This is a genomic window from Candidatus Dechloromonas phosphoritropha, assembly GCA_016722705.1.
In the GTDB taxonomy this organism is placed as follows: Bacteria; Pseudomonadota; Gammaproteobacteria; order Burkholderiales; family Rhodocyclaceae; genus Azonexus; species Azonexus phosphoritrophus.
In genome coordinates this window covers 918815-939512 of the sequence record JADKGN010000001.1, presented here as the reverse complement: position 1 = coordinate 939512, position 20698 = coordinate 918815, and the positions used below count along the sequence as shown (strand labels likewise).

The 20698-nt window shown below is 57.8% G+C and carries 16 protein-coding genes and 1 pseudogene; 5 read left to right on the top strand and 12 right to left on the bottom strand.

All coding sequences use genetic code 11. The annotated features are described in order from the left end of the window. Position 1 precedes the first annotated feature (1 nt). The 8 genes from IPP03_04625 to IPP03_04590 all read right to left on the bottom strand — a co-directional run bounded on the left by IPP03_04625 (position 2) and on the right by IPP03_04590 (position 9415). Positions 2-1039 (bottom strand): FemAB family PEP-CTERM system-associated protein, encoded by a 1038-nt coding sequence (locus IPP03_04625; GenBank protein MBL0351979.1) that lies wholly within the window; start codon positions 1037-1039, stop codon positions 2-4. Between the two features lie 5 nt (positions 1040-1044). Next, positions 1045-1893, bottom strand: coding sequence for a DUF3473 domain-containing protein (locus IPP03_04620; protein MBL0351978.1), 849 nt, complete (start codon positions 1891-1893; stop codon positions 1045-1047). A gap of 2 nt (positions 1894-1895) precedes the next feature. Beyond that, the gene (wecB, locus tag IPP03_04615) at positions 1896-3065 is read right to left on the bottom strand and encodes a UDP-N-acetylglucosamine 2-epimerase (non-hydrolyzing) (protein ID MBL0351977.1); all 1170 of its coding nucleotides are present in this window, start codon (positions 3063-3065) and stop codon (positions 1896-1898) included. Then, entirely contained in the window at positions 3065-4570 is a 1506-nt protein-coding gene (locus IPP03_04610) for an AAA family ATPase (GenBank protein ID MBL0351976.1), read from the bottom strand. Before IPP03_04610 ends, wecB begins: the two co-directional genes overlap by 1 nt. A gap of 2 nt (positions 4571-4572) precedes the next feature. Beyond that, the gene (locus IPP03_04605) at positions 4573-6255 is read right to left on the bottom strand and encodes a TIGR03016 family PEP-CTERM system-associated outer membrane protein (protein ID MBL0351975.1); all 1683 of its coding nucleotides are present in this window, start codon (positions 6253-6255) and stop codon (positions 4573-4575) included. Further along, positions 6221-7177: a tyrosine-protein kinase family protein gene (locus IPP03_04600; protein ID MBL0351974.1), complete on the bottom strand. Its 957-nt coding sequence runs from the start codon at positions 7175-7177 to the stop codon at positions 6221-6223. Before IPP03_04600 ends, IPP03_04605 begins: the two co-directional genes overlap by 35 nt. Before the next feature lie 9 nt (positions 7178-7186). Next, positions 7187-8746 carry a chain length-determining protein gene (locus IPP03_04595; protein ID MBL0351973.1) on the bottom strand — a complete coding sequence of 520 codons (1560 nt, stop codon included), beginning with the start codon at positions 8744-8746 and terminating at the stop codon, positions 7187-7189. An 87-nt stretch (positions 8747-8833) separates the two neighbouring features. Continuing rightward, entirely contained in the window at positions 8834-9415 is a 582-nt protein-coding gene (locus IPP03_04590; GenBank protein MBL0351972.1) for a polysaccharide biosynthesis/export family protein, read from the bottom strand. Positions 9416-9719: 304 nt separating this feature from the next. Between IPP03_04590 and IPP03_04585 the strand changes: the two genes are divergently transcribed. After that, the gene (locus IPP03_04585) at positions 9720-11156 is read left to right on the top strand and encodes a mannose-1-phosphate guanylyltransferase/mannose-6-phosphate isomerase (protein ID MBL0351971.1); all 1437 of its coding nucleotides are present in this window, start codon (positions 9720-9722) and stop codon (positions 11154-11156) included. Here IPP03_04585 and IPP03_04580 read toward each other — a convergent pair whose 3' ends face one another. Then, complete coding sequence (locus tag IPP03_04580; protein ID MBL0351970.1) at positions 11157-11528, bottom strand: Mth938-like domain-containing protein; 372 nt, start codon at positions 11526-11528, stop codon at positions 11157-11159. It lies immediately after the preceding gene. 97 nt (positions 11529-11625) lie between these two features. Here IPP03_04580 and alaC point away from each other — a divergent pair, with 97 nt between their 5' ends. The 4 genes from alaC to IPP03_04560 all read left to right on the top strand — a co-directional run bounded on the left by alaC (position 11626) and on the right by IPP03_04560 (position 17123). Then, positions 11626-12810 (top strand): alanine transaminase, encoded by a 1185-nt coding sequence (alaC, locus tag IPP03_04575; GenBank protein MBL0351969.1) that lies wholly within the window; start codon positions 11626-11628, stop codon positions 12808-12810. After that, entirely contained in the window at positions 12810-14036 is a 1227-nt protein-coding gene (locus IPP03_04570) for a pyridoxal phosphate-dependent aminotransferase (GenBank protein MBL0351968.1), read from the top strand. The genes alaC and IPP03_04570 overlap by 1 nt, the downstream gene beginning before the upstream one ends. Before the next feature lie 13 nt (positions 14037-14049). Then, positions 14050-15360, top strand: a complete 1311-nt coding sequence (locus IPP03_04565; GenBank protein ID MBL0351967.1) for a homoserine dehydrogenase — start codon at positions 14050-14052, stop codon at positions 15358-15360. Positions 15361-15590: 230 nt separating this feature from the next. Then, the gene (locus IPP03_04560) at positions 15591-17123 is read left to right on the top strand and encodes a MarR family transcriptional regulator (GenBank protein ID MBL0351966.1); all 1533 of its coding nucleotides are present in this window, start codon (positions 15591-15593) and stop codon (positions 17121-17123) included. Positions 17124-17524: 401 nt separating this feature from the next. On the opposite strand, the gene IPP03_04555 is transcribed toward IPP03_04560, so the two are convergent. The 3 genes and pseudogenes from IPP03_04555 to IPP03_04545 form a co-directional block, all read right to left on the bottom strand. Then, positions 17525-18061: a DUF2242 domain-containing protein gene (locus IPP03_04555; protein ID MBL0351965.1), complete on the bottom strand. Its 537-nt coding sequence runs from the start codon at positions 18059-18061 to the stop codon at positions 17525-17527. A 368-nt stretch (positions 18062-18429) separates the two neighbouring features. Next, positions 18430-19194, bottom strand: a pseudogene (locus IPP03_04550) (IS4 family transposase). A 26-nt stretch (positions 19195-19220) separates the two neighbouring features. After that, positions 19221-20459, bottom strand: a complete 1239-nt coding sequence (locus IPP03_04545) for an IS4 family transposase (GenBank protein MBL0351964.1) — start codon at positions 20457-20459, stop codon at positions 19221-19223. Between the last annotated feature and the right edge of the window lie 239 nt (positions 20460-20698).

Sequence of the window (20698 nt, the reverse complement as noted above, 5' to 3'; positions counted from 1 at the left end):
TTCAGCCAAGATTGCGGACAATATGAGGACCCAGCCAGTTGGCGAGTCCAACAGGCAGGCGTCGCCAGGCGGCGATGAAGAACTTGTACTTGGGGTTGTTGGGGTTGTTCTGGGGGATCGTGTCGTGCTTGTACAGGCAATACTCGTAATGCAGGCGTTGCGGTTCGAAGCCCCAGTTTTTTTTGAATGAGTAGGGGCCAGTACCTTCCTTGCTGCGGCCATAATCGAATATCTTGATGCCGCGCTCACAGGCGCGGCGCATCAGTTCCCAGTATTTGAAGTCGTTCGCGGCAAGGTGGCGGGCGCTTTCGTCGTCACCGGCGTAGTAGGGCAGCACTTCGTCACGGAAATAGAAGGACAGCACGCTGCTTAGCAACTGGCCATCGGGGCCCATGACGGTGAGTACTTCGCAATCGTCGCCAAAAATGGTGAGCAAGGCATCGAAATAACGCTTGGGCATGGCGGGTGTGCCATGACGATGCACGTTGTCGGCAAAGAGTCGAAAGAATCGGTCTGCGTTGCGGTCGACCGTGCAAACCAGGCCATTTTTGATGCCCTTGCGAACCATGGCGCGCTGTTTGCGCGGGATGGCCAGCATGTTGGCGTCGACGTCGGGCAGGATTTCCTTACGGAAGGTGACGTACAAATCCTGAGTCGGCCAGTCCGCATGCCGGGGCGTCAGGTTGCGGAACTCAAGGTGGTCCACGTCAAGTTTGTGGGCGAGATCCTGCGCCGCATTTTCCAGCGCCATGGCGGCCTCGGCGTCGACCGCCGCGACACCGCCATAGACGGCAAATGGCAGCCCGACCAGGGCATTCCCGAAAAGCCGGCTATTGACATGTGCTAGCGGGAGTACCCCGCGAATTCCCAAGTCGTCCTCGGCATAGAGAAAATATGTGGGATGCCTGAACACCTCCCGGATGATCCGTTGCCAGGCCGAACGATGAAAGAACGTTGCTTCCGAACAAGAAAGGACGAAAGCATCCCAGCGCAATGCGGTGGAGGTATCGGCCAGATCGAGATGCCTGATCTTCAGCATGCCATTCAGGCTTCGGAAAGGAAAAGGTGATCCATGCGTCCCCAGTGGAAATCACCCAAAAGACGTTGCAGGCGTGGTTCCATGCGATGGATATTGACGTAGTGGCGGAATCGCGTCTTGGAACTGATATTCGGAATCCGGGGCTGACCTGAATCGATTTCCCATGGATGGAAATAGAAAACCACGGGCAGCTTGTCCACGTGATTGATCCGGCGCAGCATCCAGCGCGAAAGACCATAAGGCATCAGGCGGAAATAGCCACCGCCACTTGCTGGCCAGTTGCGGTTCAGAAAACGCAGGGTGGTGGCAGGAATTTCCAGGAGGTTGCCGACGGAATGGGCATGGCGAGGCGCCTCGGGCATGCCGTAGTGGTCGTGGCGAATGGGATAGATGCTAGAACTGTAGCGATATCCGGCACGTTCAAGGCAGTCGAAGGCCCAGAGGTTCTTGGCGCCGATGGAAAAGCTTGGAGCTCGATAGCCCTTGACCTCCTGACCCGCCAGATCCTCGAGGATCAGCTTGGCGAGGTTGACGTCGGCAAAAAATGCCGTCTCTGTCTGGTCAGAGGCACGCTCGTGACCATAGCCATGACTCGCGAGTTCGTGGCCTTCGGCGACTATTCGCCGGACAAGCGCCGGATAGCGCTCGGCAAGCCAGCCAAGAGTGAAGAAGGTGGCGTGCGTTCCATGTTGATTAAGCATCGCGAGAATGCGGTCGACATTGCGTTCGATCCGGCACTCCCGGGTCGGCCACTCGCTGCGTGGAATGTGCGGAACGAATGCCGAGACCTGAAAGTAGTCCTCGACGTCAATGGTGAGGGCATTGATGACCTTCGCGGTATCCACGGCCAACATGTTCAGGTGCCTGCCCGGGACTGGTGTTGTCCAAGGAGCCAGCCGGCGAGGTCGCTGGCGATACGTTCAGCGGCATGGCCATCCCAGAATTCCGGAATGCGACCGTGTTTTCCCCGCCCAGCAAGGATTTCGGCGGCTTCGCGGCGAATTGCCCCGGTATCACGGCCAACCATCGTGTTGGTACCCTGTTCGACGGTGATGGGACGTTCGGTATTCTCACGCAACGTGAGGCAGGGAACACCGAGCGCCGTCGTTTCCTCCTGAAGGCCACCGGAGTCGGTGAGCACGATGCGTGCGTTGGCCAAAAGACCCACCATTTCGAGGTAGCCCTGCGGTGGCACGAGAACAAGCCTGTGCCCCTTGATATGATGGCCAAGGCCAAAGCGCTCGATGTTTGCCCGGGTTCGTGGGTGCAGGGCGAAGATCAGCGGCAGTTGCGCTGCAATTTCGTTCAGGACTTCCAGCAGGGCTGCAAGTGTCTCAGGTTGGTCCACGTTCGAAGGGCGATGCAACGTTACGACCCCGTAGCCTTCCAGGCCGGCTATCAACTCGGGCGGAAAACCCTCTGCCTTCAGCGTGTCCGCAGGTTCGCGCGCAAGCTTCCGGTTTTGCAGCAGTGAGTCGATCATGACGTTGCCGACGAAACGGACGCGCTCGGCATCGATCCCCTCGCGGAGCAGGTTGCTCTCCGCGCTGCGCTCCGTGGTATAGAGACGGTCGGCGACCTGGTCGGTCAGGACGCGGTTGATCTCTTCCGGCATCCGCCGATCATGGCTGCGCAGTCCGGCCTCGACATGAACCACCGGGACTCCCTTCTTGACGGCGACCAGCGTACATGCCAGCGTGGAATTGACATCGCCGACGACCAGAATACAGGATGGCCGATGCGCGTCGATGACCGGCTCAAAGCGCCGCATGACCTCGGCAGTCTGAACCGCATGTGACGCCGACCCGACATCAAGATTGATGTCGGGCTTGGGGAGCTGCAGGTCTTCGAACAACTTGTCGCTCATGTCCTTGTCGTAATGCTGGCCGGTATGGACGAGCAGGGTGGGAAGAGCCGGAACACTGGCCGCAAAGGCGCGCAGGATCGGTGCGATCTTCATGAAGTTCGGGCGCGCTCCCACGACACAAATTACGGGGCCAAGGCCTGTCGGCCAAGATGCTGAAATCACTCTGGTTTCCTCATCGGGAGTGTATTTTCCGGAATGCCCGACGCTTGCTCGGTGGCCCGGAGGTCCCCGACATGGGTAGCGGTCGGAAAGATCCTCCGACGAAACCGCTGCTTTGATCGCTTTGTGCTTGGCAAGTCTGGAGGTGCGACGGCTGACGGTACATTAGCCGAGAGTTCAGCCTCTGGGGCGGTGGATGCTGGTTCAACTGCCCCGATTCCGTCCTCGCTGGCAGTGACTGACTGCTCAAGGGCCTGAACTTCACCCTCTGGGGCAGACAAGGGAACTGCTTTCTGCGCAAGCGGTGGTTTCTTGGGAGATTTCACCTTTGCTGGGTCATCGGGAGCCATGGAGGGAGGTTCCTTGGGCAGGAGTGTGCCTCCTGGAGCGATTGATGAGACGATTCTCTGGAGAAGGGATAGCGTGGTCCCGTTGATCACCTCCAGTTGTTGAAGGCTCTGTTCAAGCCGCCCAAGTCGTTCGTTGAATTGCCACGCATTGAGTCCCTCGAGAAGAGCAGCCATGTCTTCCCGCGAGGAAACGCCCAAGTCCAAGGACGGTGCCACCGACCGGCGGCGCCTCCTTGTTGGCTTTGGCGGTTGCGCAGCCACATTCCGCTCAGCGCTGGCGACCTTCGAATCGGCTTCAGCGGTTCGAGCATCGGCATGATGCAACTGACCGGATGATCTACCCTGTGTTTCTTCAAAGATCTCGTCGGCGACTACGTCGACATCACACACGTCGAACGCCTTCTTCTCACTCAGATATCCGGACAACAACAGACGATCGCAGAGCGAATTGATACGCCTGGGAATCCCGCTGCTGGCCTTGAAAATCGCATCGAAGCTGTCCGGAGTGAAGGTGGGGGACCCATCTGCACCAGCGCACTTGAGCCGGTGCTCGACATAGCCACGCGTTTCCTCGACATCCATCGGCCCGATATGACTGGAGGCAATCACCCGTTGTCGAAACTGCGTCATCTGCGGGCTTTGCAGGATGTTCCGGAATTCGGGCTGGCCGATCAGGAAGCTCTGGAGCAGCGCATGATTGCCATACTGGAAGTTCGAAAGCATGCGCAGTTCTTCAACGGCCCTGGAAGTCAGATTCTGGGCCTCATCGACGATCAGCAGGCAGCGCTTTCCCTTGGTGGTCATGCTGATCAGGTAGGCTTCAAGGGACATCAGGACGTCGGCTTTCTCGACATCCTTGGTGCGGATACCGAACGCAGCGCCGACGAGACGCAGAGTGTCTTCGGCATCGATCTGGGTACTGACCAGCTGAGCGGCGAGAAACCTGTTGTCGTCGAGACCGTCCAGCATATGACGGACAATGGTCGTCTTGCCGGCACCAACTTCACCTGTGATGACGATGAAGCCTTCATTCTGATGCATGCCGTAATCGAGATAGGCAGCTGCACGCCGGTGCTGCTTGCTGGGGAAATAGAACCTTGGATCGGGATTAAGCTGAAAAGGCTTGATCTTCAAGCCATAGAAGGACTCATACATGTCTAGAATACCATCGTTACTGAGGCGATCAATGCATTTTCCTTGTAGGGGATCGTCGTGAGATCGGAGCCACTAAAGTCCTGATGGTGGGCATTCAGTGCGCCGACAGTCTTGGCGCCGAGCCGGGTCGAGATGCCAGCCTGGTAGTAGGTCAATGTCGTGTTGAGTTCATTCGTCAGGCCGCTCTTGTTCTTCTGCCGAGATGCGAGCAGGTTCAGGCCGGTGAGTTGCGTCAGGCGATGCGAAAAGCTGACCGTGTAGCCCTGCTGGGTAACGGTACCAGACTCGCTGACTATTCCATCAAGGCCGTTTGGGGCAAGCGTCAATGGCTGGCTCTTGCTGCGAGCGGCGAGGAATGTGACCGAGTTGCGGCTGCCGTAGAGCACCAGAGACAGTTGCTGATTGCGCTGGACTTGGGGACGGTTCGCCAGATAGTTGTTTATTGCCTGGGCATTCGGTGCGATGCCCGCCTGATTCAGAAAGTTCCTGACGTAGGTATCGCGGTTGACCGGATCCGGAATGAGACTTGCGAATATCTGGAAGTACTGGTCGTAAACCGTTCCCAGGCCGGTGGTGGTAGACTGATCCGAGATTAGCGAAACGTCCCTGGTGTCGGTGTAGCGAATGGCGCTGAGAGGAAAGCGGTGGCTGAGAAGGATATTGTGGCCGGTCCCAAAGAAACGCTGTTGCCAGAAACCAGAGGCTTGGGTGCGCTCGGTCGGAGTCCAGTCGAAACCGGCGCCGTAAGTGCCATGGCTTTCATTGTTTAGGGACTCATAGTTGGTCGATTCCCAGCCGCCACTACCTGACAGACGAAATTCCGGGAACAGCTTGTAGATGAGCAAAGCCCGGATGCGGCTGTCCTCATAATCCCGCTCTGGCAATAACCCGACCTGGCTGTAATTGGTGTTTTGCTGGCTGCCGTCGATGGCCCAGTTGAGGTTCTGAAATATTGTGTTACCGCGAATCTGTCCTAGCCACTGGGAGAGGGTGACGTCGGAAATATCATTGCTCTTACTATTGGTGTACGACGTGTTGTAGCGAAGAAGATAGTCAGCCGAGCCACCCAACTGGCCTCTGATATAGGGAGAGAGGGCATAGGTCGAGGTCTGGGTAGTATTCCCCGTGTCATATACGTTGCTCGCCGACTGCTGTCCGAACTGGTTGATGAGTTGCTGCGAGATCTGCCCGCTGAAGTCGAGGAACAACCAGTTGTCGATCGCCTCGAGCGTGCCGAATGTGTTGAGCGCGCTTTGCGTCTGGTTGCCATTGTTGCCGGTTGAATAGAAGATTCCACTGAGTTGGTAGTCAAGAGACATCTTCAGACGGGACGTTCTAGCATCGATACGAATGCCCGGCGACAGCTCGGAAATGAGACCGCTCTGCTTGTTGGTCGCGGTCAGATTGATATTGTCCGTGAGGGTCTCAGTCAGGCCCACACGCGGGACGATGGTCCACGCCCGTGCCGTACTGGCTTCGTCCGATGCGCTGGCTCCTTGTACACCCAGATTGGGAACTGTTGTGGCACCGGGTACGTTCTCCCCGGATGGTGTTGCAATAGGTGTGATGACCGAACCGGATTCTTGGGCCACGACCGATCCGGCGACGCAGTAACAAAGGACGCCAGTGGTTGCCACCAGCCAATTTGAATTAGTTTTCATTCCCGTACCCGTATCCATAGGCATACCCGTATCCATAGCGCTCGGTTGCCGGTTGCGTCGCCTGATTCAAGACCATCATCTTCAGCGGACAGGCCTCTATCGTCGATAACGCTTCCTTGACGGCTGCCTGCGCGGTTTCGCCTGCCTGAACGACGACCACGATCTGCCCCATGTGCGTCGCGAGTGTCCGAGCCTCGGTTGTCGCGAGCAGAGGTGGTGAGTCGAAGATTATGATCCGGTCCGGGTAGCGCTGTGCCATGTCATCGAACAGGTGGATCATCGCGTCGCTGGCCAGCAGTTCAGTCGCGCGCGGATGCTGGGTCCCGCTCGGAAGGATGGAAAGCTTTTCGATGTTGGTGCGCAACAGCACCCCAGAGATATCAAGGGAGTTTGCCGTGACCACATCGAGCAGTCCCTCAGTCGGCGGAAGGCCAAGCATGTTAAGTATTGACGGCCGCGCCACGTCGGCATCGACGAGCATTACGGTATTGTCCAACTCCATAGCGATGCTGATTGCCAGGTTGATCGCGGTGAAACTCTTGCCTTCCCCGGGCAAGGCGCTGGTGACCATGATCAGATTGCCATTATTGATGGGTGAGGTTCCCTTGTTCATGGCGTTGGCAATCAGGGGGCGCTTTATAACCCGGAACTCGCTGGCCAGCAGAGTGCTTGTCTGGTTCGGAATGAGGAGACCGGAAGCCGCAATTGCATCGAGGTCAAGCTCAACTCGCTTTCCGGCGAAAGACGCCTTATCTGAAGGCGCAGCCTGACTGGAGTCAGCGGACGAGTTCGGTTCACGACGGACGATCTGCCGACGCTGCGGTGCGGCAGCCGAGTCGCGGGCGGACGGTGCAGGCGGGAACTCGGGGATTTTGTCCCCGGGCAATTCGACTCCTGCCTGCCGCAGTTGCTCCAGTCGCTTGGCTGCTTGTTCAATAAGACTCATCGATCTTCCTCAGGCAGCGCGTTGTGCAAGGTATGTGAGCACTGCAATACCAACTACGTACACGGTCACAAGAGCAGCACCCGCAACAAGAAATCGCGTGAGGCTTGCGCGTTCCTGCACGTGGCGGACTGCGGTTGGAAGCAGGGAGACAATCCCCAGTACAGGTAGACCGGTCTGATCACGTAATGACTTGCCATCGAAAAATACCGGACGCAATTGGCTGGCCGCAAAGGCTGCAAGTAAACCTCCCGCAATGGCGAACAGCAAGCCGAGCGGCAGCAAGACTAAACGATTGGGAGCTACCGGCTTTGAGGAGGCGCGCGGCGGATCGATTACGCGAAAATTGGCGATTCCCGTGACTGATTCGAGATCGCTGGTCAGTTCAGCCTTCTCGCGACTGTTAGCAAGCTGTTCGTAGTTCTTCTTGTTAATCTCATAGTCGCGATTCAGTTGCACCAATTCTGCCTCGAGTTGCGGCTGGAATTTCATGAACTCCTTGGTCCGCTTGTATCTCGACTCATACTCGGCAACCCTGGCCCGCAGCGAGGCGACATTGGCTTCAGACTCGCCAAGTGACACCTTGAGTTGCTGATAGACAGGATTGTTGCTGATTCCCGCGCCAGGATTCGCGGCTGCAAATTGTCGCCGAGCCAGAATCTCCTTTCGCTTTTGCTCTTCCAGATCCTTAATAAGCCGTCGCGTTCCGATTACGTCGGGATGCTTGTCGGTATACTTCTGTAGCAGGGCGTCAAGATTACGTTTCTGGGCGTCGATCCGGCCGTCGATCTCGGGGAGCGATATGCCTGCGTCGGCACCCGGCGATTCCGGGAGGAGCACCGGTTCATCCCCGACGATCTGGCGGCGCAATGCATCTCTGGAGTTCTCTGCCTCCCGCAGTTCGAGCCGAGACTTCTGAAGCAATGTGGCGATGTCGCCCAAGCGGTCCATGCTGCCTTTACCGTCGGCGGTCTCCAACTCGACGTTGCGCAGCTTGAACTCCTTCAGCAAGTTTTCAGCTTCCCTGAGCTTCTTTTCGGAGTTGCTAATCTGTTCGTCGATGAACTTGCGGGCAGCATCGGAGTCCTGATGCTTGTCACCAAGACTCGATTCGACAAAGATCGAGAGGAGAGACTGGACAACCTTTTTCGCCACTGCCGGGTCGGTGTTGCGATAGGAGATTGTGTAGATGTTGTCGCGGTTGCTGCTCTTGATCTCCAGCGTCTTCGTCAGAGCTTCGATCTGGGCTTCCTGGGTCGCCTTGCTTTTGGCACCGAGATCCATGTCCGCCATGCGAACCACTTTTTCGATATTGGGGCGACTGATCAGGGTCCGGCTCAACATCATCACCTGCTGCTCGGTATTCGGTTGAACCGCCAGTCCGGACATCAGGGGCTTGAGGATTGACTGTGTGTCGAGCGATATCCTCGCGGAAGCCTCGTAGCTGGCCGGTATGCGGAGAATGACGCCGGCCGCAATGGCGCCAATCAACCATGCGCTAAGCATTCCGAGGCGACGGTACTTCCAGGCCGCGCGCAGAATAGTGGTAACCTGCCGAAGGATTTCTTCCATCGAATTTGATCCGAACTAGGGAGTCGCCAAGGGGTTAAAGTTCCCGTGGTGACTCCTTGTTTGTTACGTGATGATGCCCGGCTTGGTTCAGAACCAGCTCTGTGGGATGATCAGAATATCGCCCGGCTTCATCTCTACGTTGGCAGATACATCGCCACGCTTGATCAGGTCCTTCAGGCGGACACTGTATTGGGCATTGTTTTCCGAAGTGCGCAGAATACTTGCCCGGTTGCCGTCGGCAAATTCGGTCATTCCGCCAACAGCAATCATCACGTCAAGTGCAGTCATTTTTTGCTTGTAAGGAAGAGTCTGCGGCTTGGCGGCCTCGCCTACGATGCGCACCTGTTCGCTGTATGGGCCGACAAAGCCGGTCACAATGACGGTGACGACGGGATCGCGAATGAACTTGCCAAGTTCCTTCTCAATGTCGCGCGCGAGGGTCGTCGGGTTCTTGTCCATGGCGTCAAGATCATCGATGAGTGGTGAAGAGACCTTTCCGTCCGGGCGTACAGGCACCGCCATGGATAATTCCGGATTACGCCAGACGATAATGCTCAGGTTGTCTCCCGGTCCGATCTTGTAGTTGTAATCCGCAGTAGCGGCGGACTCGGGGGCCGGCGGATAGGAACTGGCACATGAGGCTAGCACCAGAACTGAAAGTCCGGTCATAAGCCATTTGGCCCCGGAAGATACAACGGAACGAATCTTAATCATGATTTTCCCCACTCAGGTCGCAGAAATATCCAGCCGAACAAACGTCAGTCGCAGATCATAAACGAAATGCGACCAGCGTAATGCCAAAGCCCCGCAGGATACCGGAACTATTTCACGGTTGACAACAAACGATTCACAGTATGATTTGAATTTGGTGCAAGTGATTGCTGCCCCGATCTGTCGAGATCCATTACAATCAGCCGTCATCCGCGGTGGGTGCCGGAGCGCTCATCATTCAGCTTTCGTAGCCGAGGTAATCGTGGAACTTCTCCCTGTCGTTCTCTCCGGCGGTTCGGGCACTCGCCTGTGGCCCATATCACGTGAAAAATACCCAAAGCAACTGTTGCCGCTCGTGGGCGAACTCTCGATGTTGCAGGATACCGTCAGGCGTCTTGACGGTTTTCCGGGGCTGCTCGATCCGCTGGTTGTCTGCAACGAGGAGCATCGCTTTGTGGTCGCCGAGCAGATGCGCCTTCTCGGCAAACAGGCCTGTATCATTCTCGAGCCGTTCGGCCGCAACACAGCACCGGCACTGACACTGGCAGCATTGTGGGCGACGCGGGACAACACCGACGCGGTACTCGTGGTAATGCCGGCCGATCATGTGATTGCGCGACCCGAGATATTCTGCCTGGCGGTGGCACATGCGGCGAAGCTGGCCGAGACGGGTGTGGCAGTGACCTTCGGCATTACGCCGGATTGTCCGGAGACGAGTTACGGGTATATCAGGACGGGTTTATCCTTGGAAAGCGGATCGGCAGCCTGTCACCTTGCCGCTTTTGTCGAGAAGCCGGATCGTGCGACCGCTCAGCGCTATCTCGACTCGGGCGATTTTCTCTGGAACAGCGGCATTTTCGTGATGCGGGCGTCGACCTGGATCGCCGCGCTGGCGATCGCCCGACCCGATATTCTTGCCGTCTGCCGGGCAGCCTTGGCCGGTGCTGCAGCGGATGGCGATTTCGTGCGGGTCGATCGCTCCGCCTTCGCGCAGTGCCCGTCGGACTCGATCGACTATGCCGTCATGGAGCGGCTGACGACCGGGCAGGCGGGCTTGCCGAAAGGCGCCGTGATACCGCTCGCTGCCGGATGGTCGGATGTTGGCGCCTGGGATGCGCTGTGGAAGGTGCTCCCGAAATGCGATGCCGGGAACGCAATCCGCGGCGATGTGCTGCTTGAGGATTGCCGGAATACGCTGGTCTTCTCGGGGAGCCGGCTGGTTGCCTGCGTCGGTCTCAGCAACCTGGTGGTTGTGGAAACCGACGATGCGGTGCTGGTCGTGCATCACGATTCGACTCAAGACGTAAAAAAGATCGTCGATCGGCTGAAGGCCGAGGAGCGCAGCGTCGCCCAGTGGCATCGCAAGGTATACCGGCCGTGGGGCTGGTACGACGGGGTCGACTCCGGCGAGCGCTTCCAGGTCAAGCGGATCGGCGTCAAGCCGGGCGCATCGCTCTCCTTGCAGATGCACCATCATCGGGCCGAGCACTGGATCGTCGTCAGCGGCACGGCCAAGGTGACACGCGGCGACGAGGTGTTTCTGGTCTCGGAAAACCAGTCGACCTATATCCCGCTTGGCGTCAGGCACCGTCTGGAGAATCCGGGGAAGGTCGCGCTGGAAATGATCGAGGTGCAGTCAGGCAGCTATCTCGGTGAAGATGACATCGTCCGCTTCGAGGATACCTACGGGCGCATCTGATCAGTCGAAGAGCAGGGCGGCGGCCACCTTGCGACCCTCGGCAGCAAGAATGTTGTAGGTTCGGCAGGCAGCCCGCAGGTCCATCACCTCGAGACCGATACCGGACGGCGCGAAGGGGCGCATCAGGGCGCCGGCCGGGAAGTGCTGGCGGTTGCCGGTGCCCAGCAGGACGATCTCCATATCGAGTTCGAGCAGCTTTTTCATGTCGCCTTCGCCAAGCGTCGCGGGTGCTGCGGTCGACCACTCTAAAATGATCGATTCGGGCAGAACAATAAGGTTTTTTGCATATTTTTCCTGGTTGACCGCAACAAAGTCGTCACCGTAGGCGGTGAAGATGTTGAGCCCGGCGGTATTGGAAAGATGAAGTTTCACTCTGGTATCTGCCCGAAAAGCCCGCCGAAATTGCGGTGCACCATGCGATAAAGTACGATTATACCTTTTCGCCTCAAGCGCACCGGATTTGCCAGTCATGAGAGATTTCCCTCGCATCAAGCGCCTCCCGCCCTACGTCTTCAATATCACCGGCGAGTTGAAGATGGCGGCGCGCCGTCGCAGCGAGGACATCATCGACATGAGTATGGGCAACCCGGACCAGCCGACGCCGCAGCATATAACCGACAAACTCGTCGAAGCAGTGCTGCGCGAGAATACCCACGGCTATTCCATCTCCAAGGGCATCCCGCGGCTGCGCAAGGCGATCTGCGACTGGTACAAGCGTCGCTACGATGTCGAATTCGATCCGGAATCCGAGGCGATCGTCACGATCGGTTCCAAGGAAGGCTTGGCCCACCTGATGCTGGCGGCGCTGGATCGCGGCGACACGGTTCTGGTGCCCAATCCGAGTTACCCGATCCACATCTACGGGGCGATCATCGCCGGGGCGGACATCCGCTCGGTACGCATGACGCCCGATATTGATTTCTTCGATGAATTGCAGCGCGCGATCAAGGAATGCACGCCGAAGCCGAAGATGATGATCCTCGGTTTCCCCAGCAACCCGACTGCGCGTTGCGTTGAACTCGAGTTCTTCGAGCATGTGATCGCGCTGGCCAAGCAGCACGATATCCTGGTTGTACACGATCTGGCCTATGCGGATATTGTCTTCGATGGTTGGAAGGCGCCTTCGATCATGCAGGTGCCGGGCGCTCGCGATGTCGCCGTCGAGTTCTTCACGATGTCGAAGAGCTACAATATGGCCGGCTGGCGCGTCGGCTACATGGTCGGCAACCAGGAACTTGTCGCCGCGCTGGCCCGCATCAAGAGCTACCATGATTACGGCACCTTCACGCCGATCCAGGTGGCTTCGATCATCGCGCTGGACGGCGATCAAAGTTGTGTCGAGGAAATTCGCACCACCTACCAGAACCGCCGCGATGTCCTTGGCAAAGGCCTGCACGAGGCGGGCTGGATGGTCGAGGTACCGAAGGCATCGATGTATATCTGGGCCAAGATTCCCGGAGCCTACGCGGCAATGGGTTCGTTGGAATTTGCCAAGAAACTGCTGGCGGAGGCCAGGGTGGCCGTCTCGCCGGGCGTCGGGTTTGGCGAGTATGGTGACGACCATGTGCGCTTCGCGCTGATCGAGAATGAAGCGCGGACGCGGCAGGCGATTCGCGGCATCAAGGACATGTTCCGGAAGGATGGATTGCTTTAATGAAGCCAGTCAGGAAGTCGGCCAAACTTGCCAACGTCTGCTACGACATTCGCGGCCCGGTGCTGCAGAAGGCCAAGCAGATGGAGGAGGAGGGCCACAAGATCATCAAGCTGAACATCGGCAATCTGGCCGCCTTCGGCTTCGACTCGCCCGAGGAAATCCAGCAGGACATCATCCGCAACCTGCCCGGTGCGGCCGGCTACACCGACTCCAAGGGCATCTTCGCGGCGCGCAAGGCGATCATGCACTACTGCCAGCAGAAGCGCATCAAGGGTGTGACGCTGGAAGATATCTATGTTGGCAACGGCGTTTCCGAACTCATCGTCATGGCGATGAACGCGCTGCTCGACGGCGGAGATGAAGTTCTGGTGCCGGCGCCGGATTATCCATTGTGGACGGCGGCGATCAGCCTGTCCGGCGGTACGCCCAGGCATTACCTGTGCGACGAGAACAACGGCTGGCTGCCCGACCTCGCCGATATCCGCAGCAAGATCAGCCGCAAAACGCGGGCCATCGTCATCATCAATCCCAACAACCCGACCGGTGCCCTTTACCCGGACGCGGTGCTGAAGGAAATCATCGAGATCGCGCGCAAACACCATCTGATCATCTATTCGGATGAGGTTTACGACAAGGTACTCTACGATGGCGTGACCCACACGGCGATCGCCGCGCTTTCGGAAGATGTGCTGACCATCACCTTTAACGGCCTGTCGAAAAACTACCGTTCCTGCGGCTACCGTGCCGGCTGGATGGTGGTTTCCGGCGACAAGCGTCACGCACAGGATTACATCGAGGGTCTCGACATGCTGGCCTCGATGCGCCTGTGCGCCAATGCGCCGGGTCAGCATGGCATCCAGACGGCGCTTGGCGGTTATCAGAGCATCGACGACCTAGTCGCGGAAGGCGGGCGCATGCGCCGTCAGCGCGATGTGGCCTACGAGCTGATCAGCGCCATTCCCGGCGTCACCTGCGTCAAGCCGAAGGCCACCCTGTACATGTTTCCCCGCCTCGATCCGAAAGTCTATCCGATCAAGGACGACCAGCAGTTCATCACCGAGCTGCTGCAGGAGGAAAAGGTCCTGTTGGTTCAGGGCAGCGGCTTCAACTGGCCGCATCCCGACCACTTCCGGCTGGTCTTCCTGCCACACGAGGACGACCTGCGGGAGGCCATTGGCCGTATCGCCCGCTTTCTTGAAAATTATCGCAAACGTCAATCAACCTGAGCAAATTCTTAACATGAAACCTATCAATGTTGGCCTCATCGGCATCGGCACCGTCGGTGGTGGCACCTGGACCGTTCTCAAGCGCAATGCTGAAGAAATCGCCCGGCGTGCCGGTCGTCCGATTCGTATCACGGCCGTGGCCGATACGAACGTCGAACTCGCCAAACAGATCACTGCCGGGGCGGCAAACATTACCGACGATGCTTTTGCGCTGGTCAACGACCCGGAAATCGATATCATCGTCGAACTGATCGGCGGCTACGGCGTCGCTAAGGACGTCGTGATGCAGTCGATCGCCAACGGCAAGCACGTGGTCACCGCAAACAAGGCGCTGCTTGCCGTGCATGGCACCGAGATTTTCAGTGCTGCGCAGGAATATGGCGTCATGGTCGCCTTCGAAGCGGCCGTAGCCGGGGGCATCCCAATCATCAAGGCGCTGCGCGAGGGACTGACCGCCAACCGCATCGAATGGGCAGCCGGCATCATCAACGGCACGACCAACTTCATCCTGTCCGAAATGCGCGACAAGGGCCTGTCCTTCGGCGACGTGCTCCATGAAGCCCAGCGCCTGGGCTACGCCGAGGCCGACCCGACCTTCGACATCGAAGGCGTCGATGCGGCGCACAAGGCGACGCTGATCTCGGCCATCGCCTTCGGTATCCCGGTCCAGTTCGACAAGGCCTACATCGAGGGTATCACCAATTTAGAAGCGTCCGACATCAAGTACGCCGAACAACTGGGCTACAGAATCAAGTTGCTTGGCATCGCCAAACGTCGCAGCAACGGCGTCGAACTGCGCGTCCATCCGACGCTGATTCCGGCCCGGTGCCTGCTGGCCAACGTCGAAGGCGCAATGAACGCTGTAATGGTCAAGGGCGACGCCGTCGGCACTACCTTGTATTACGGCAAGGGTGCCGGTGCCGAGCCGACCGCTTCAGCCGTCATTGCCGATCTTGTAGATGTCACCCGACTGGCGACTGCCGATGCCGCGCACCGTGTGCCGCACCTGGCATTCCAGCCGGATGCCATGTCAAATCTACAGATCCTGCCGATGAGTGAGGTCGAGACCGGTTACTACCTGCGCCTGCGCGTCGATGACAAGCCGGGCGTGCTGGCCGATGTCACACGCATCCTGGCCGATCAAGGCATCTCGATCGACGCCATGCTGCAGCGCGAACCGGCAGAAGGCGAGGGCGAGACCGACATCATCATTCTGACCCACGTGTGCAAGGAAAGCGCTGCCGATGCGGCGATTGCCAGCATCGAAGGGCTGGCCGCACAAAAAGGTAAGGTCAAGCGGATTCGGCTAGAGGAATTGCAGTAGACATTGGGTCCGGAGACGAAAAGCGGGAACTGCGATTCCCGCTTTTTCATTCTCGTCCGGTTCTTTCAGCGGAGGCTCATCGCGCCGCCTTCCAGGATCACTCTCGCGTGAGGCCGGTGGCGGGGGTGTGCGCATGCCGAACGATGCCAGGCAGTATTAGCCTAAGCCGGACGAGCCGGAACCGAACAGGTTAGAGTGGAGGGGTACTGCCCCAGGAAGTGGAGGTTGCCATGAACGTACCACTTCTTGAGCGCTACCGTGACCGGATCGCGGGGATTTTGACCTGCTACGACCGGATTGTGATTACTGGCACGCTGCCTGGCGCGTGCTACGCGGCAGGCATGACGAGCTACCTGAACGCCAAGTACATCCGCATCGTTGACTATCCGCGTTTTGCCGAGCCGTTGCGTGAGCGGATTCGGGAAAACGCCGAGGCCTTGGCGGCATCGGCTGGGGTGAGCATTCAGTACATCGCCAAGGCGCATGTGCGCAAGGAAGCGGTGGTCGCCGAGGTGATCAAGGCGCGGGGTGATCACCCCGGACTGGTTCATGTCATCTCGGTCATGGAAGCCTGCTCGTCGTACAAGGCGTGGCATGACAAGCGCACCCATCAAACCTTTCTGCGCCCGGCGCCTGGCAAGTGCCTGCACTACTACTTCTATTTCATCGACGCGGAGTGGGGTCTGGTCTATCTGCGCGTGCCGACGTGGTGTCCCTTCCGGCTTCAGTTCTACTGTAATGGCCACAGTTGGCTGGCCCGGCAACTGACGGCTGCCAGCATCAATTACACCCTGGCCGACAACGCCTTCCTCCGTATTGGCGACTGGGCGCAAGCGCAGCCGTTGGCTGACAATCTTTCCCCGGACGTCCTGTACCGGATTCTGGATCGCCATGCCCAGCAATGCTGTCCGGTCCTTGATGTCTTTGGCCAGACCTACCACTGGAGTCTGATGCAAATCGAGTGTTCGACCGATCGGGCCTTTCGTTCGACCGCGATCATGCAACCCCTCTACGAAGCCCTTTCCCGGGAAGCTATCGTTTCGGTGAAGGCGCCGCAGGTGATGCATTTCCTGGGCAAGAAGCTGACGCCGCAGCTGGCGCAAGAGCTTGAGAGTCGCCTGTCCACCCGCATCGAGCGCACCTGCATCAAGCATCGGCTGGGCCAGCACTCGGTCAAGATGTACGACAAGTTCGGTCAGGTGCTGCGTATTGAAACCACCACCCATAATGTTTCCTTCTTCAAGCACCACCGCAAGGTGGAACACCGGGATGGTGAAGCCTCCCAGGAACTGGCGGCCGTCAAGAAGTCGATCTACGACCAAAGGAAGTCCCCGTGGGACAGCCTGATCGATCGGCGCGAAATCCTCCTCGGCTGCAACCGTCGCTACCTGGAATTCCTTTGCGCTCTCGATGACTTCTCCGCCGGCACGCGTTGCCTCGGCAAATTGACCACGCCCAAAGAAATCGACGGGCATCGCATCAAAGGCTTCAATTTCTTCGACAAGATCGAGCATGACTTGCTGTGCTCGCTCCAACATCCCGAGTTCAACATTCGCGGCGTCCGCCGGGCCGATCTGAAACCTTTCTTGCCTCACCTGGCCGCTGCCAGCATCACACGATACCTCCGGCGTTTGCGTGACTTCGGGTTGATCAAAAAGATCGTCGGCACCTACCGCTATTACCTGACTCGCACCGGTCGAAATGCCATCGCCGCTGCTTGTCGCATCACCGAGCAAATCATCAGGCCCGCTCTCGCTGCGTGACAATTTCTGCTCAGAAAATGTGAAGAGTTGAGTCATAAGGGACTATTCAACCGCTGGCTGCATGACCGAGGCGACAACTACCTTGACGCGCGCCGGTGGTTTGCAAGAGCAATAGCGTGGGCACTGTGGATTTTTGGACAGCCGGCTGCACCAGTTCCCAATGGACAAACGGTGGAAAACGCGATGCGTTTCCCACCGCTTGCCCACTGGTCGGCGGCTGCCCAGAAGCTCCACAGCGCTCGATCCAATCTGTATAAAATCCGGGATAGTCAAAACCATCTCCTCGGAACCAGCCTTGGCTTATTCCACCTCGGTGGCTGTCCAGGCTACCGTGACCACCGCAGAGAAGAGCGCGGCTGGTCTTGGGAATTCAGGATGGCCAAACCGCAAGAATTGCTGGTTCAATCATCGAGCATCCTGATCAGTTCGAACAGCCGTTTATAAAACTTGGAGTCGGTCACGGTTTCCTCGCCGACTTTCACCAAGGTGTCCTTGTCAAGTGACCAGGGCAGGGAAAGGGAACCCAGAGCGGGGACGCTCACGCCGGCACTGCTCCCTTTGGATTTCATCTCGAACTGTGTTTCCAGCCCGCTCGCGTAGATGACGGTCCCTAGATTGCTGGGTAGGCAGACAAGTATGATCGACAGTCTGGTTGCTTCATCGGTCTTGGGCCGAAAATACTTTTCACCCCGTATGTTGCGAGGTTTCGATTCGTCGACCTGATACCCCTGACTCAACAATGCGCGTTTGGCGACTTCACACGCGCCCTCGGGATCGCGGCTGCTGTAATACTCAAAGGGGGTCTCGCTGGGAAACGTTTCGGTCTGATATGAACGCGGAACCTTTGTCGAATTGCAACCGTTCAGCAGTGTTCCCGAGAGCACGGCTACCGCCAGGAAGCGACAACAAGGGAGAATGGATCCGCGAAGAACTTTCATCAGGCCTATTTTAAGCAGTTGAGTCGATGTATTGCCAGTCCGGTGCTTCTGGTTGCGAGAGGTTAGTGCGTGATCTTTCGTGCCTGTTTGTCATTGCAGGCACATAGTTACCACGACATTTCGCTTCCACGAGGAACTCGACGACTTCCTGCCAGGCGAACTGTGGCACAAGGAGTTTCCGGTTCCCTGCGCATGAAATGCCACCACCAAGCACATGATCGAGGCGCTCGGCGAGCTCGTGGCGCGGCTGGATCTGGCTCGCGGCTTCAGCCCGCTTACCCTTTGCCTGGAGCGCAACGCACCTGTATGAATGATCAAAAAAGAATTTTTTCAGAAACTTGCCAATATCTATTAATACTACTGTCCGGTTAAATCATGAACAGATTCAATTGGTTGCTGAGGGCACTATCTTCTGAATTGTATTTCTTTCCTGGGAACGCCTGCTGCAAGGTCATTTTCTCGAATAGGGTGGGGGATAAAACCTGTAGCAAAGTGTAGAGGGAAACGTCGAGCTTCAATTTTTTCCGAACAATGGCGACCAACACATAGACCGACACCGCGATCCAGATTTGCGTCTTGACCGCGTTCTCTGAAGTACCGAAGAACTGTTTGATTCGAAGATGCTGCTTGATCCACTTGAAGAACAACTCGACCTGCCAGCGGCTTTTGTAAAGCGCGCAGATCGTTGCTGCCGGCAAGATCATCTGGTTGGTGAGGAAGACGAGCGTTTTTCCGGTCTCGGCATCCTTGAATCGAACACGCCGCTACTGGGCAGGATAGTCGCGCCGGGTGTAATAGCCATCCAGGGCAATCGTCTGGTCGCAGAGAATACCGGTACTGCGGTCGGTTGGCGCCGAATAGACGCGATGGGAATTCAGGTTCGATTTGGCACGGGTCACGAAGAAAGCCCCCGCCTGATGCAGCCTGTGCAAGCGGGCGAAATCAACATAACCGCGATCCATGACGTAAATCGCACCGGCTTCCGGGGTCAGCAAGTCCAGCGCATGGACATCGTGCAGTTTCCCGTCGGAGACGTGGATAAAACCGGGAATACTGCCGCGTCCCACAGGGATTTCCTCTGGTCACAAGTCGAGCAGCGTATGCATCTTCACCGCCGCCTTGGTGGTACGGAAATCAATCCTCGTGACTTAGCATCTTGTCATGGAGCGGTTTTGTAGGCATGAGACTTGTGTGGCTTGGGTCGAATAGGTCGCGGTCGGTTTCGGTTGGGGATGAATTTTTGAAGGTTCAGGACAATCTCGGAGAACAGTGCGGCGACGATGCGCGAGGTCAAGCGAAGGCGGCCGGTGAGCACTTGGGGCAGCAGACGGCGCAGATGCGAGAAAGCCAAGGTGCGATTGACACGCCACGGCGAATCTGGGGCGATGAGGTGCTCCGTGGCCAGATAGACCGCCAGCGCATTGAGGTTGTCGCAGAGCATCTTGGCGCCGACGTCCTGACAGGCCGCGAGCCAGGTCAAGCCAGACGTATGCTCAAGCGACAGGCGATGCTTGAGGCGCTTGAAGGCCTCTTCGATGCGCCAGCGCCGATGATAGAGATCTGCGAATGCAGGCGCCGGATACTGCGCACTGTCGAGCAAGGACGTCATGAGCACGCGTACCTTACCGGCGGGTGTCACCTGGCGGATCAGGCGCACGGTCGAGGCCTGGCGGGGACACTCATAATCAACGGCATCCCGGCGATTCGGCGGTGGCAGGGTCACCACGGTGTCGTCCTGGCCGGAGCGCATGAACTGCGTGATGGCGGCAAAGGTCGACGACGAATCGCAGCGCATGCAAAAGGGAATCTCCCGATGCAGCAAGGCGGCCACCAGCCACGACCCCGGATAACCGCGATCGAGCACCAGCATATCGTTCCGGTCGAACCGGTCCAGGCGTTCGAACAGCATCTGCCGCTCGCCGACCAGCGGACTGTGCAGAATCAGCGAATCAAAGAGCTCGATGCCGGGACGAAACAAGCCGAACACGGTGGCTTCACGCACGCAGCGTTTTCCCTCGTGATTGAGCAAGGTCAGGCGAACCTTCGACGCATCGGCGGCCAAAACCCGCAATCCCTGCCACAGTAACTGAGCCGTCAGGGACTCATCGACCAGCCGCAGCAGCTCTATGTTGAGCGGATCGAAGACATCGGCAAAAAGGCGGCTGCGCGCCTTGGAAAAGGCGCTGGCGGTCACCACGCGACACAGGCGGGCTCGTCGCGCCAGCAGGGCAAAGAACGCATCAAGTTCGCCCTGCACGGCACCGCGCACACCGGAGAGCAGAAAGGCAATCAGCTCGGGAAAGGGCAAATCACGCTGGCGCGTGAAATGCCGGGGATCGCGGCGAGCCGCTTCGCGAAAGGCTGGGCTCTGAATGAAGTCAGCAAGCCGGGAAAGCACATCGACATATTTAGGCCGTCATATTTAACCTATAAATATCAATATGTTAGGAAACATATTATAACCCGTATCGAATACTTTCCGGCATCGACTAGAAAATATGCATAAGTGCTAAGTCACGAGGATTGGGATTGTTACCACCATGAAACAAACCGTCAGCCTTCACGATTTGTCTTAATCCCTTTTATTTCAGGGCTGGATTGTTACAAAAGACTTTGCCGCGGCGTTGGTGCACTATT

Excerpts from the sequence above, each read along its gene's own strand:
- IPP03_04560 (MBL0351966.1), top strand. The coding sequence starts at position 15,591 with ATGAACGTACCACTTCTTGAGCGCTACCGTGACCGGATCGCGGGGATT.
- IPP03_04555 (MBL0351965.1), bottom strand. The coding sequence starts at position 18,061 with ATGAAAGTTCTTCGCGGATCCATTCTCCCTTGTTGTCGCTTCCTGGCG.
- IPP03_04570 (MBL0351968.1), top strand. The coding sequence starts at position 12,810 with ATGAAGCCAGTCAGGAAGTCGGCCAAACTTGCCAACGTCTGCTACGAC.
- IPP03_04590 (MBL0351972.1), bottom strand. The coding sequence starts at position 9,415 with ATGACCGGACTTTCAGTTCTGGTGCTAGCCTCATGTGCCAGTTCCTAT.
- IPP03_04610 (MBL0351976.1), bottom strand. The coding sequence starts at position 4,570 with ATGTATGAGTCCTTCTATGGCTTGAAGATCAAGCCTTTTCAGCTTAAT.
- IPP03_04565 (MBL0351967.1), top strand. The coding sequence starts at position 14,050 with ATGAAACCTATCAATGTTGGCCTCATCGGCATCGGCACCGTCGGTGGT.
- IPP03_04595 (MBL0351973.1), bottom strand. The coding sequence starts at position 8,746 with ATGGAAGAAATCCTTCGGCAGGTTACCACTATTCTGCGCGCGGCCTGG.
- IPP03_04605 (MBL0351975.1), bottom strand. The coding sequence starts at position 6,255 with ATGCCTATGGATACGGGTACGGGAATGAAAACTAATTCAAATTGGCTG.
- IPP03_04620 (MBL0351978.1), bottom strand. The coding sequence starts at position 1,893 with ATGTTGGCCGTGGATACCGCGAAGGTCATCAATGCCCTCACCATTGAC.
- IPP03_04600 (MBL0351974.1), bottom strand. The coding sequence starts at position 7,177 with ATGAGTCTTATTGAACAAGCAGCCAAGCGACTGGAGCAACTGCGGCAG.
- alaC (MBL0351969.1), top strand. The coding sequence starts at position 11,626 with ATGAGAGATTTCCCTCGCATCAAGCGCCTCCCGCCCTACGTCTTCAAT.
- IPP03_04625 (MBL0351979.1), bottom strand. The coding sequence starts at position 1,039 with ATGCTGAAGATCAGGCATCTCGATCTGGCCGATACCTCCACCGCATTG.